The organism is Roseixanthobacter glucoisosaccharinicivorans (assembly GCF_043195095.2).
Classification (GTDB): Bacteria; Pseudomonadota; Alphaproteobacteria; order Rhizobiales; family Xanthobacteraceae; genus NCEH01.
Genome location: NZ_CM195538.1, coordinates 5,029,674 through 5,041,889, shown reverse-complemented (window position 1 = coordinate 5,041,889; position 12,216 = coordinate 5,029,674). Strand labels below are relative to the sequence as shown.

At 66.8% G+C, this 12,216-nt stretch carries 12 protein-coding genes; 11 read left to right on the top strand and 1 reads right to left on the bottom strand.

The window, feature by feature from the left end; translation table 11 throughout:
- The first annotated feature begins 19 nt into the window (after window positions 1-19).
- The 3 genes from V5F78_RS23285 (at window position 20) to hydA (ending at window position 3,902) form a co-directional block, all read left to right on the top strand.
- Window positions 20-916 carry a bifunctional 5,10-methylenetetrahydrofolate dehydrogenase/5,10-methenyltetrahydrofolate cyclohydrolase gene (locus V5F78_RS23285; RefSeq protein ID WP_394069715.1) on the top strand — a complete coding sequence of 299 codons (897 nt, stop codon included), beginning with the start codon at window positions 20-22 and terminating at the stop codon, window positions 914-916.
- An 18-nt stretch (window positions 917-934) separates the two neighbouring features.
- Window positions 935-2,257, top strand: coding sequence for a bifunctional folylpolyglutamate synthase/dihydrofolate synthase (locus V5F78_RS23280; RefSeq protein ID WP_394069716.1), 1,323 nt, complete (start codon window positions 935-937; stop codon window positions 2,255-2,257).
- A 229-nt stretch (window positions 2,258-2,486) separates the two neighbouring features.
- Window positions 2,487-3,902, top strand: coding sequence for a dihydropyrimidinase (gene hydA, locus V5F78_RS23275; protein ID WP_394069718.1), 1,416 nt, complete (start codon window positions 2,487-2,489; stop codon window positions 3,900-3,902).
- A 67-nt stretch (window positions 3,903-3,969) separates the two neighbouring features.
- On the opposite strand, the gene V5F78_RS23270 is transcribed toward hydA, so the two are convergent.
- On the bottom strand, window positions 3,970-4,752 hold the full coding sequence (locus V5F78_RS23270) for a GntR family transcriptional regulator (RefSeq protein WP_394069720.1): 783 nt from the start codon (window positions 4,750-4,752) through the stop codon (window positions 3,970-3,972).
- A 157-nt stretch (window positions 4,753-4,909) separates the two neighbouring features.
- On the opposite strand from V5F78_RS23270, the gene V5F78_RS23265 reads away from it, so the two are divergent.
- From V5F78_RS23265 to V5F78_RS23230, 8 genes are all read left to right on the top strand, one after another.
- Entirely contained in the window at window positions 4,910-5,917 is a 1,008-nt protein-coding gene (locus tag V5F78_RS23265; protein ID WP_394069722.1) for an ABC transporter substrate-binding protein, read from the top strand.
- Window positions 5,918-5,927: 10 nt separating this feature from the next.
- On the top strand, window positions 5,928-6,740 hold the full coding sequence (locus V5F78_RS23260; protein WP_394069724.1) for an ABC transporter permease: 813 nt from the start codon (window positions 5,928-5,930) through the stop codon (window positions 6,738-6,740).
- Window positions 6,741-6,742: 2 nt separating this feature from the next.
- On the top strand, window positions 6,743-7,534 hold the full coding sequence (locus V5F78_RS23255) for an ABC transporter ATP-binding protein (RefSeq protein WP_394069726.1): 792 nt from the start codon (window positions 6,743-6,745) through the stop codon (window positions 7,532-7,534).
- The gene (locus V5F78_RS23250) at window positions 7,531-8,259 is read left to right on the top strand and encodes a maleate cis-trans isomerase family protein (RefSeq protein ID WP_394069728.1); all 729 of its coding nucleotides are present in this window, start codon (window positions 7,531-7,533) and stop codon (window positions 8,257-8,259) included. Before V5F78_RS23255 ends, V5F78_RS23250 begins: the two co-directional genes overlap by 4 nt.
- Before the next feature lie 5 nt (window positions 8,260-8,264).
- Window positions 8,265-9,269, top strand: coding sequence for an NAD-dependent epimerase/dehydratase family protein (locus V5F78_RS23245; protein WP_394069730.1), 1,005 nt, complete (start codon window positions 8,265-8,267; stop codon window positions 9,267-9,269).
- Entirely contained in the window at window positions 9,266-10,072 is an 807-nt protein-coding gene (locus V5F78_RS23240; RefSeq protein WP_394069732.1) for an SDR family NAD(P)-dependent oxidoreductase, read from the top strand. The genes V5F78_RS23245 and V5F78_RS23240 overlap by 4 nt, the downstream gene beginning before the upstream one ends.
- Before the next feature lie 271 nt (window positions 10,073-10,343).
- The gene (locus tag V5F78_RS23235) at window positions 10,344-11,021 is read left to right on the top strand and encodes an FCD domain-containing protein (RefSeq protein ID WP_394069734.1); all 678 of its coding nucleotides are present in this window, start codon (window positions 10,344-10,346) and stop codon (window positions 11,019-11,021) included.
- A 131-nt stretch (window positions 11,022-11,152) separates the two neighbouring features.
- Window positions 11,153-12,214 carry an AbrB family protein gene (locus tag V5F78_RS23230; RefSeq protein ID WP_394069736.1) on the top strand — a complete coding sequence of 354 codons (1,062 nt, stop codon included), beginning with the start codon at window positions 11,153-11,155 and terminating at the stop codon, window positions 12,212-12,214.
- The last annotated feature ends 2 nt before the right edge of the window (window positions 12,215-12,216 follow it).

The following is a 12,216-nucleotide window of genomic DNA, read 5'->3' as shown; positions in this document are numbered from 1 at the left end:
TGGCACGAGGGCTATGCACATGACCACCAGGATTATCGACGGACGTGCGGAAGCAACGCGTCTCGTGGAAAAGGTGAAGGAACAGGCGTCGGCTTTCGCCCGGCGCATCGGCAGAAAGCCGGGACTGGCCGTGGTTCTGATCGGCGACGATGCGGCCAGCGCGGTCTATGTGGGGGCGAAGACTCGCCGCGCGGCCGAGGCGGGGCTGGCCTCCTTCAAGCACCAATTGCCGGCCTCGATCACCGAAGCCGCCGTGCTGCGGTTGCTGGACCAGCTCAATGAGGACCCCGAGACGGACGGCATCCTCGTGCAATTGCCGTTGCCGCCACACATCTCGACCCCGCGGGTGCTGGACCGCATCCATCCCGCCAAGGACGTCGATGGCTTCCATCCCCTCAATGCCGGCCTGCTGGCGACCGGCCAGTCGACCGGACTGGTGCCGTGCACGCCGCTGGGCTGCCTGCGGTTGATCGAGACGGTGTGCCCGGACCTGACCGGGCTCGACGCCGTGGTGATCGGCCGATCGACCATCGTCGGACGCCCCGCCGCGCAGGTATTGCTGAACGCCGGCTGCTCGGTGACCATCGTCCACAGGGACAGCCGCGACATAACCGGCCATTGCCGCGCGGCGGACATATTGCTCGTCGCCGTCGGCCGCGCCGGCTTGGTGCGCCGTGACTGGGTGAAGCCGGGCGCGATCGTCATTGATGTCGGCATCAACCGCGTGGCGACCGCGACCGGTTCCATGATCGTCGGCGACGTGGCGTTCGACGAGGTGGCGCCGGTCGCGGGTGCGATCACGCCGGTTCCGGGAGGCGTCGGGCCGATGACCGTCGCCGCACTGATGGAGAACACGGTGCGCTGCGCCGAAGCGCTTGCCGCCACAGCAGCGATTTCCGCGGCACGCTCCGCCTGACGCGGGAAGGCAGCCATCATGGATGCGGCCGCCGGATTTTCCTCGCTGCGCGATCCGCGGGTCGCCGCCCGCGCGCAGCCCGGCTTGCCGGAGGTCCGCACCCTGCTGGAGCGGCTCTCGCTTCTGCATCCGCAGGCGATCGACTATGCGCTGGAGCGGATGGACCGGCTTCTGGCAGATCTCGGCCGGCCGGAGCGGCGCTTGCCGCCGGTCATCCATGTCGCCGGAACCAACGGCAAGGGCTCGACCCTCGCCATCATGCGCACGCTGCTCGAGGCCGGCGGCCGGCGGGTGCACAGCTACACCTCGCCGCACCTCGTCCGCTTCAACGAGCGTATACGCCTTGCCGGCGTCCACGGTTCGGCCCCTGTGGACGATGTGGTTCTTGCGCAGGCCCTGCAACGGATTCTGACGGCGAACGCAGGACGGCCGCTCACTTTCTTCGAGGGGACGACGGCGGCGGCATTCCTGCTGTTCGCAATCTTTCCGGCGGATGTGGTGCTGCTGGAAACCGGCATGGGTGGACGGCTCGACGCAACCAATGTGGTTCCCCGCCCCGCCGCCACCGCGATCACCTCGCTGTCCTACGACCATGAGGCCTTTCTCGGCCATACCATCCAAGCCATCGCCGCCGAGAAGGCCGGCATTCTCCGTCCGGGCGTTCCCGCCGTCCTCGCCCGGCAGAGCTATGACGCCGGGAGCGGAACGATCCTGCGGATCGCAGATGAAATCGGCGCGCCGCTCCGCCGGGCTGACGCGGATTTCTCGGCCCTCGCTCGCGGGGACGGCCTTAGCTATCGCGCCGGCGGCGCGCGGCTGCTGCCGCCGTTTCCGGGGCTCTCCGGCCAGCACCAGATCGACAACGCCGCCACCGCCATCGCGACTTTGGAGATGGCGGGGTTCGCCCCAAGCGCGCGGCTCTTGCGACGGGCCCTGCCGCACGTGCGCTGGCCGGGTCGGCTTCAGAGACTCAACGCCGCAGGTCCCATTTTCGGGGTTGGAGACGCCACGCATTTCCTGCTCGACGGCGGGCACAATCCCGGAGCAGCTGACGTTGTCGCCCGCGAAGTCGCGCGGCTCGACATGGCCGATCCCCGTCGCACCATCCTCGTGTTCGGCATGCTGAGAACCAAGAACGCCAGCGGCTTCCTGCGCCCCTATGCGCCGCTGGTCGACCGGACGGTGGCCCTTCCACTCGCCTTCGCCGATTGCCCGGCCTTCACCCCAGAGGAATTGTGCGAGTTTGCAGCCGGGCTCGCCTCTCCTGTTCGCCGGCGGATTCTCTCGACACGGCTGTCGATCTCGCGGCCCGCGACAGCAAGACGACGCCGACGCGGGTGATCCTTTCGGGGTCGCTCTATCTCGCGGGAGAGGTGCTGGCGCGGATCGGCTATCCGATCGGGTAGAGGCCGAATCGTCGGCGGAGCGCGGCGCCTGCGCGATGTGGTCCTGATCTTGCTTTGGCGGGGAGGATGGCGAGCTGGAGGTTGAAGCTGGCCATCCGCGCGCGGGGCTCGCCTGCGCGCCTTGAACGCCCACACCAAAATCATCGGCAAGGAGGCCCTCTCCCATGGCGCAGTTCGACACCGTCATACACGGCGGCACGGTGGTCACCGCAGGGGACCGCATCGCCTGCGACGTGGCCATCAGCGGCGGACGCGTGGTCGCGCTCGGCCAGGGCTTCGCGGACGCCGACGAGATCATTGATGCCACCGGCAAATGGGTATTGCCCGGTGGGGTGGATGCCCATGTGCATTTTTCCCAGCCCTCGGGCGAGGGCATCGTGATGGCGGATGATTTCGAGACCGGCACCCGTTCCGCCGCGCTCGGCGGCACCACCACCGTCATGCCCTTCTGCCTGCAGGAGAAGGGCCAGTCGCTACGCGCCGCGCTGAGCGCCTATCACGCCAAGGCGGACGGCGCGTGCCATGTGGATGTCTCGTTCCACCTCATCATTTCGGACCCCACAGACCAGGTGCTCGGCCAGGAACTGCCGGCGCTGGTTGAGGACGGCTACACCTCGTTCAAGATCTTCATGACCTATGAGGGCCTGGCGCTGAACGACCGCGAAATTCTCGACGTGATGGCGGTGGCGCGCGAGACCGGCGCGCTGGTGATGGTCCACGCCGAGAATTACGACGCCATCCGCTTCATGACGGAGCAATTGGAGAAGGCGGGTCGGACCGCGCCGCGCTTCCACGCCACTTCACGGCCGATCGCGGTGGAGCGCGAGGCGACCCACCGTGCCATCTCGCTGGCGGAACTTGTCGATGTGCCGGTGATGATCGTCCATGTTTCCAACCGCGAATCCATGGAGCAGATCCGCTGGGCGCAACAGAAGGGGCTGACGGTGCTGGGCGAGACCTGCCCCCAATATCTGGTGCTCACCGAACAGGACCTCGACGGGCTCGGCATGGAGGGGGCGAAATATGTCTGCTCGCCGCCGCCGCGCGACGTGGCGAGCCAAGAAGCGTGCTGGGAGGGCTTGCGCACGGGGGTGTTCAACATCTTCTCCTCGGACCATTGCGCCTTCCGCTACGATGATCCGCAGGGCAAGCTCACGCCGAAGGGACGCACCAGTTTCCGCTGGGTGCCCAATGGCATACCCGGCGTCGGCGCGCGCCTGCCGATCCTGTTCTCGGAGGGTGTCATGGGCGGTCGGATCGACATCGAGCGGTTCGTCGCCCTCACCGCCGCCAATCCCGCGAAAACCTACGGCCTGTATCCCCGCAAGGGCACGATCGCGGTCGGCTCCGACGCGGACATCGCCATCTGGGACCCGGAGCGCAAGCTCACCCTCGCCCACGATCTGGTGCGGGACGGTGCCGATTATACGCCCTATGAGGGCCGGCAAATCACCGGCTGGCCGGTTTTGACCATGGTGCGGGGCCGCATCGTCGTGCGCGACGGCGAACTGGTGGGCGAGAAGGGACACGGGCACCATCTCGCCCGCGCGCGCTCGCCTTATGCGAAAGCGCCGGCCTGATCGCCGCAAGCCGCACGACAGAAGACGAGGGATGCCGCCCCCCGCCGCCGGCACCCTCAGGACTTCCTCAAGCCTGCTGCTGGGCCAGCAGATCCAGGGCGGCCAGCACCGCCTTGCCGGTGCGGCGGGTATGGTCGGCGATGGCGGCGGCGAAGCCTTCCGCATCGCGGCTGCGCAGAAGCGCCATGAAGCCCTCGTGCTCCTGGAGCGACTCGTCCCAGCGACCGGCCTCGTAATTGGCCTGGGCGCGGGCGCGATAGATCTTCGCCGCGAGCGCGGTCCAGGTGGCGAGCAGCACCGGATTGCCGGCGAGGCGGGCAATCTCGGCGTGGATCTGCTGGTTCTGCCGAAAATAATCCGACCGTGCCCCGGCGTGATGATGGGCCACGAGGCGCGCATGCATCGCGTCCAGGCCGGCGATTTCCGCCCCCGTGGCCCTGGCGCAGGTGAGGCCGGCGGCGAGATGATCAAGCGCCAGCACCACCTCGAACACCGCCGCGATATCATCCCGGTCGAGCGGCATCACCTTGGGCGTGCGGTGCGGCCGAAGCTCGATCAGCCCCTCCGAAGCCAGCACCTTGAACGCCTCGCGCAGCGGCGTGCGGGACACGCCGAAGGTCTCGCACAGCATGCGCTCGGGCAGCGGACTGCCGGGCCGCAATTCCCCGTCCAGCACCATCTCGCGCAGCCGCATCACCAGCTGGTCGTGCAGGGAGGCGGTGTTCAGCGGCTGCTTGGCATCGCTTGCCGAAAGCTTCAGCCGCGCCGGCTTGAAACGGGTGCGGGCCGGCGCGCGCGGACGCGCCTTGCCGGCGCCGGGCTTTTCGAAGGGTGCCTCCGATTCTGTCATTTCTTTGCGCTCCCTGCCTACAAAATCGGCTTTCACGCCCATCGTATTATGACTTATAACCATGATTATACGAATAAAAAACCATATTGCATACCGAATGCTTCTCGCTTCAGCGAACAGGCGATCGGCTCGAATGGTCTTCCAGAGGAGCAAGGTCATGAAGAGGTTTTTGTCCCGCATCGCCCTTGCGCTGGCGCTTGCGGCCGGTGCGGTCTCGGCGGCGGCCGCCCAGTCCGAGCCCACCATCAAGCTCGGTTTCGCCAAATGCGCCCATTGCACCCCGCTCACCCTCACCCCGGACTATGCCAAGGGCATCAAGCTGGACGTGATCGGCTTCAACACCGGCAATGACGTGCTCACGGCCCTGATTTCAAAGAGCATCGACGTGGCGCAGGTGACCTATCTTCACTATGCCACCGCCCTCGACAAGGGCTTCGACGTGGTCGCCATCTCCGGCCAGGTGAATGGCGGTTCGGCCTGCGTCATTCAAAACGACCTGCCGCTCGCCGCCGACGATTGGGCCGGGCTCAAGAAGCTGATCGCCGACTACAAGGCGCAGGGCAAGACGTTCCGCATCGCGGCCTCGCGCGGCAATGCGCAGGACATTCACATGCGCGGCGCCTTCGCCAAGCAGGGCATCGACGTCAATAAGGACGTTCAATTCATCAATATTCCCAACCCCTCCGACCATATCCAGGCGTTGCGCCGGGGCGAGGTGGAGCTGATCTGCACCACGGAGCCGTTCGCGACCCAGATCCTCCAGGCCAAGGCCGCCAAGTTCTTCACCTTTCCGTACGACCAGGCCGCCGGAAAGCTCACCAACCTCATCGTCACCCGGCCCGACGTGATCGCGGCGAATCCCAAGGCGGTGGAAGAGACCGTGCGCGCCATCGTCAAGGTCGACGAGAAGATTGAAGGCGACAAGCAATTGTGGGTGGATGTCATCAGCAAGGTGACCGGCCTCGACAAGGCAATCGCCGAAGGCGCGGTGGGCAATCTTTATCCCGACTACAAGATGTATCGGTCTTCGGCGGTCGCCATCGCGACGATGATGCGGGATCTCAAATACATCAATACCGACGTCACGGCGGCGGTGGAAAAGCACATGGACTACCGCTTCCTCGAGGCGGTGACCGGCAAGCCCAAGACCGAACTCGGTTATTGAGGGCGGGCGGATGCATGCCATTCTCAGACGGGGCCGGCCGGAACGTTTCATCGTTCCGGTCCTGATCCTCGCCGGGTGGGAAGCCTTTTCCCGCTCCGGCGCCCTGCCCCCGGCGCTGCTGCCGGCCCCCTCGGCGGTGGCATGGGCCTGGCTGGACTGGATCTTCGGCATCGACGGCAACACGCAGAGCTATAGCGGACGCTGGATCTTCGACGTGATGGCGAGCTTCTGGCGCGTCGCCGCCGGGTTCGCCATCGCCACCGTCATGGGCGTTGTGCTCGGCGTCGCCATCGGCTGGTCCCGCCTGATCGAGGTGCTGATCGAACCCACATTGCAGACCCTGCGTCCAATCCCGCCGGTCTCGTGGATTCCCCTCGCCATCATCTGGTTCGGCATCGCCGACAAGCCGGCGATCTTCCTGGTGTTTCTCGGCGCCTTCTTCCCGATCCTGCTGAATACCATCCATGGCGTGAAGACCTGCGATCGCAACCTGATCCGCGCGGGTGCCATGGTGGGCGGCGGCCAGCACCAATTGCTGCGCTTCATCGTCGTTCCGGCGGCGCTACCGTCGATCTTCGCCGGCCTGCGCATCGGCGTCGGCTCGGCCTGGATGCTCACGGTCACCGCCGAGATGGTCGCGGTGAAGAGCGGAGTCGGCTACGTGCTGTGGGATTCCTATTATTTCCTGCGCTACGACATCGTCATCGCCGCCATGGCCTCCATCGGCCTGCTCGGCTTCCTGAGCGATCTCATGATCCAGGCGGTGGCCCGGCACATGCTGCGCTGGCAGCAGGGCACGACCCTCCAGGGCGTGGAGGGATGAGCATGGCCACCATCGAAATCTCCGGCGTGTCCAAGATTTTCAAGGACACCAAGCGCAAGGCCGATGTCACCGCGCTCAGCGACGTCAGCTTCTCGGTCAAGCGCAACGAGCTGCTCTGCCTGCTCGGCCCAAGCGGCTGCGGCAAGTCCACCTTGCTCAACATGATCGCCGGCTTCGACAAGCCGACCACGGGCACGGTGAAGGTGGACGGCGAGATCATCGCCGCGCCCGGCGCCGACCGCGGCGTTGTGTTCCAGCAGCCGAACCTCATGCCCTGGCTTCCGGTGTGGGAAAACGTGGCGTTCCACCTCAAGCTGCGCGGGGCCCAGAAGGCGCAGCGCCGCCACGAGGCGCAGCGCTATATCGACCTCGTGGGCCTGACCGGGTTCGAGAACCATTTTCCCGCCGAGCTTTCCGGCGGCATGAACCAGCGGGTCGGCATCGCCCGCGCGCTGCTCATGAACCCGGCCGTGATCCTGATGGACGAGCCGTTCGGCGCGCTGGACGAGCAGACCCGCATGGACATGCAGAACGAGCTGATCTCCATCTGGGAACGCCACAAGGGCACGATCGTCTTCGTCACCCATGGCATCGACGAGGCGCTCACGCTCGGCACCCATGTGGCGGTCATGTCGGCCCGCCCCGGCCGCATCGCCGAGATCATCCCGCTCGATCTACCGCGCCCGCGCGACATCACCAGCCCCCGCTTCAACGACGTGAAGCGGCACATCCTCGACCTGCTGCGGCCCGAGCCGGCGGCGGCCTCTCTCCTCCAGACTGCGGACCCATCATGAGTGAACGCGTTCTCCTCGGCATGCTCACCCCTTCGTCCAACACGGTGCTGGAGCCGGTGACGCAAGCCATGGTGGCGGGCCTGCCGGAAGTCTCCGCCCATTTCGGGCGGTTCAAGGTCACCGAAATCGCGCTCTCCGACCGGGCGCTGGCCCAATTCGACGACACCGAGATTCTGCGCGCCGCGGAGCTTCTCGCCCACGCCAAGGTGGAGGTGATCGCCTGGAACGGCACCTCTTCCGGCTGGCTCGGCTTCGAGGCCGACGCGCGATTGTGCGAGCGCATCACCGCCGCCACCGGCATCAAGGCCACCACCTCCATGCTGGCCCTGAATGAAATCCTGGAACGCAAAGGCGTGCGGGAGCTCGGCTTCGTCACGCCGTATCTCGACGAGGTGCAGACCCGGATCCTCTCCAATTACGCGGCCCTGGGCCACGCCTGCAAAGGCGAGCGGCATCTCGGGCTGCAGGACAATTTCTCGTTCTCCACCGTCACCGGCGGGCAGATTTCCGGCATGATCCGGGAGGTGGCCGCACAGGGGCCGCAGGCGATCACCGTCATCTGCACCAATCTGCGCGCCGCCCCGCTGGTGGAAGGGCTGGAGCGCGAGCTCGGCATCCCGATCTACGACACCATCGCCACCGTGGTCTGGAAGAGCCTGCGCATGGCCGGCGTGGACACCAGCCGGGTCACCGGATGGGGCTCGCTTTTCCGCGATCTGGCCTGAGGCGGATGGGCGTCTTCGTCAGCGGCAGTTCGGGCTTCATCGGCCTCACGGTGTGCGAGGCCCTGCTGGCGCGCGGCGAAAGCGTGGTGGGCTACGACCTCGCGCCGCCGCCACCGTTCGCCGAGGCGATATTCGCCCGCCTGCCGGGCCGGTTCCAATGGATCGCCGGCGATGCGACACACGAGGACGCCCTCACAGACGCCCTTGCCACAAGTGGCGCGGACAGAATGCTCATATTGGCGGCGGTGACCGCCGACGCGCAGCGCGAGCGCACGGCGCCCCGCACCGTTATCGACGTGAACGTGGGCGGCGTCGCCTCGGCGATGACGGCGGCGGCCGCCACCGGGATCAGGCGCATCGTCTATCTCGGGTCCGGCTCGGCCTATGGCGCGAGCGGCCGGGGCGCGGCGCCGCTGGACGAGGCGACGACACCACTGCGGCCCGAGGGTCTCTACGGCATCAGCAAGCGGGCCGGGGAAGCGGTGGCCCTGCGGCTTGCCGAACTCTGCGGCCTCGATCTCGTGGTCGGGCGGCTCGGAACATGCTTTGGACCCTGGGAATATGCGACCTCGGCGCGGGACACGCCGAGCGCACCATTCCAGGTGCTGCGGCGCGCCGCGCGGGGCGAAGAGGTGGTGTTGCCGCGGGCCCACCCGCGCGACTGGTTCTATGGGCGCGACGCCGCCGCCGCGATCCTCGCCCTGATGGACACGCCGCGCCTGCCACACGCCATCTATAATCTTTCAGCAGGTTTCATCTGGTCGCTGGCTGACTTCTGCCGCGCGCTCGCCCTGCGCCGCCCGGATATGACATGGCGCTTCGCCCAGCCTTCCGAGGCCGGGAACGTGAACCTCTACATGCCTTACGACCGGGCGCCCATGGCCAACGGCCGCCTGCGCGCGGACACCGGATTTGTGCCGCATCATGATCTGCCCGCCGCCCTCGACGCTTATCTGGCATGGCTGGACACGGCCGGCGCCCATTGGCTCACACGCGAGACCGCGCCATGACCTCATCCGCTGAAATCCCGCCTGCCGAGACGCCACGCCTTGCGGGACGCGTTTGCATCGTCACCGGCGGCGCGTCCGGTATCGGCCGCGCCATCGCCCGCCTGTTCGCCCGCCATGGGGCACATGTGGTGATCGCCGACGTCACGCAGGATGTGATCGAAGGCGGCGCGCCCACCGCCGCGCTGATCGCCCAGGACGGCGGCAGCGCCCTGTTCCACCGCACAGACGTCTCGAAGGCCGATCAGGTGGAGGCGCTGGTGGACGCCACGGTCGCCCGCTTCGGTCGCCTCGAGGTGATCGTGAACGACGCCTGCATCCGCCATCCGCGCCGCCTGACGGATCTGGCCGAAGAGGATTGGAACCGCATGCTCGCGGTCAACCTCACCGGCGTTTTCCTCTGCTGCCGGGCCGCCGTGCGGCAGATGCTGACACAGGACACGCGCGGGGAAGTGCGCGGGCGCATCGTCAATCTCTCCTCCCAGCACGGCATGATCGCCGCGCCCGAGGACCTGGCCTATGGCGTGACCAAGGCCGGCATCGCCTATCTGACCCGCCAGGTGGCGGCCGATTATGCGCAGGACGGCATCGTCTGCAATGCGGTGGCGCCCGGCAAGATCGTGACCGGCCAGGGCGGACGCCTGCAGGACCCGCAGGTTCTCGATCGCGCACGGCGGCGCACGCCGTGGCCGCGCTTTGGCGCACCCGACGATGTCGCCCACGCCGCCCTCTATCTCGCCAGCGACGATGCCCGGTTCGTCACCGGCATCAATCTGATGGTGGACGGCGGCTGGATGGCCGCGTAACGCGCCCCGGCGGCTCCGCCGCGCGGCACCTGATCGGAGCAGTTCAAGACATTCGGTGACCACCCCAAATCTTGGAGGTCAGGGGGAAGGACCTCCCATGGACATGTCACCATGGGTCCGCTAGACGAAGGTTGTAAACTGTTGCCAATGTTGGATCGCCTGAATTCATGACAGGCTTATCCCTGATACCGCGCTGTTTCGCATGTTGCGTTTACATGAAGCCGCTTGGTACCGAGGCAAGTCACCTTTTATCGCGCGGAGTACTCGCACCATGGCCAAAACCGAGGACGCCCTGTCGGCCATTGCGCAGCGCCGCACCCAATCGCTCACGGACATCGTGCGCAAGGAGCTGGAGCGGATGATCCTGAGCGGGGAAATCCGCGCGGGGGAACGCATCAACGAACAGACTCTCGCGACCCAGCTGGGCGTCAGCCGGGGGCCAATCCGCGAGGCGACCCGGGCGCTGGAACGCGCCGGGCTGGTGACGTCCGTGGTCAACCACGGCAGCTTCGTGCGGGCCATCGAGGCGGACGAGGCCGCGGAAATCTACGATCTGCGCGCAGTTCTGTTCGGCTTCGCGTGCAGCCGGCTCGCCGCCCATATGTCGGCGGAGCAGGAGGCCGTGCTGGAAGACTTGCTCGCGCAGATGGATCTCGCGGTCAAGAAGAGCAAGGCCACTTTATACTATCAGCTGAACCTGCGCTTCCACGAGCAAGTGATGAATTTCTCTGGCCACCGCCGGCTGAAGGAGACCTACGAATCCCTGGTGAAGGAAATGCATCTCGTGCGGCAGAGATCCCTGATGTCCGCGGCGAGCATGCGGGAATCCAATGCCGAGCATGCGGCCCTGCTCGCCGCCATGTCCGCCGGCGACGTGACGCGCGCGCGCCAGCTGGGCGAGGCCCATGCCCAGGGCGGCAAGCGCCGCTCGTTCGCCGCCGGCACCTGACCCCCTTCCGCGCAGCACCACCACCCTCGGTACGGCCAACATCTGACCATTGTAAACTGTTGACAGTTTTTGATCCCACGTCGTATCGAGAAGGAAAGGCGCCGCCTGGGAAGAGGGTCGAGGTCACACGCATGGACAGGCGCAGACGCTGGATGAAGGTGGCCGCCACATTCGCTGCGGCCGCGCTCGGCGGCGCGGGAATGGCGGCGCTGGGGGCGCCCCTCGCCTGGCTGCTCGGGGCGCTGCTGGTGGTTGCCGCCCTCGGCCTTCTCGGTGCGCCCATCGAGGTTCCGCCCTGGTCCCGGCAAGGCGGGCAGGTGATCGCGGGAGTGGCGATCGGCCTGTATTTCACGCCGACCTTGATGGACCACCTGCTCTCCAATATCGGCTACATGCTGTTTGCGGCCGGGGTGTCGATTTTCGCCGGTGGCATGCTTTCCCTGCTGCTCGCGCGCTCGGCGAAGGTCGACAATACGACCGCTTATTTCGCCAGCCTGCCTGGCGGCGTGGCCGAGATGTCGGTGTTGGCGGAACGCTTTGGGGGAGATACCGCGCTGGTCGCGCTGTCCCAATCGCTTCGCATCGTGGTGGTGGTTCTGACGATTCCTGTCTCGATCGCGTTTTTCGGCGTCCATGGCGCGGAAAGCTACCTGCCGCCCGCGCTTCCGGTGAAGCCGCTGGAAATGGTCGGCATGCTGCTGATGGGCCTCGCCTGTGCGTATCTGCTCGGCCGGATCCGCATGGTAAACAACTGGCTGCTGGGCGGCCTCGTGGTCGGCGCGACCGTCGCGCTGCTGCAGCTTCCGCTGTCGGGCATACCGACGCCGGTGGTGGATGTCAGCCAGGTCCTGATCGGCGCCGCCCTCGGCGCCCGCTTTCGCCGCCACATGATCCAGCGGTTGCGGAATTTCGTGCCGGCGGCCGTCACCAACACCTTGCTGCTGATCGCTTTCAACGTCGGCATGGCTGCGGTGATCGGCTGGCATGCGGGCCTCGACCTCGCCACCATGGTGCTGGCCAATGCACCCGGAGGGGTGGCGGAGACCAGCATCACCGCCAAGACCCTGCACCTCGGGGTGGCAGAGGTGACGGCGTTCCATCTGGTGCGGATTCTCTGCATCATCCTCCTGAGTGCGCCGGCCTACCGGCTGGCCCGCTTTGCCGCGTTGCAGGTGCGCGGCAGCTCGAGCTGACC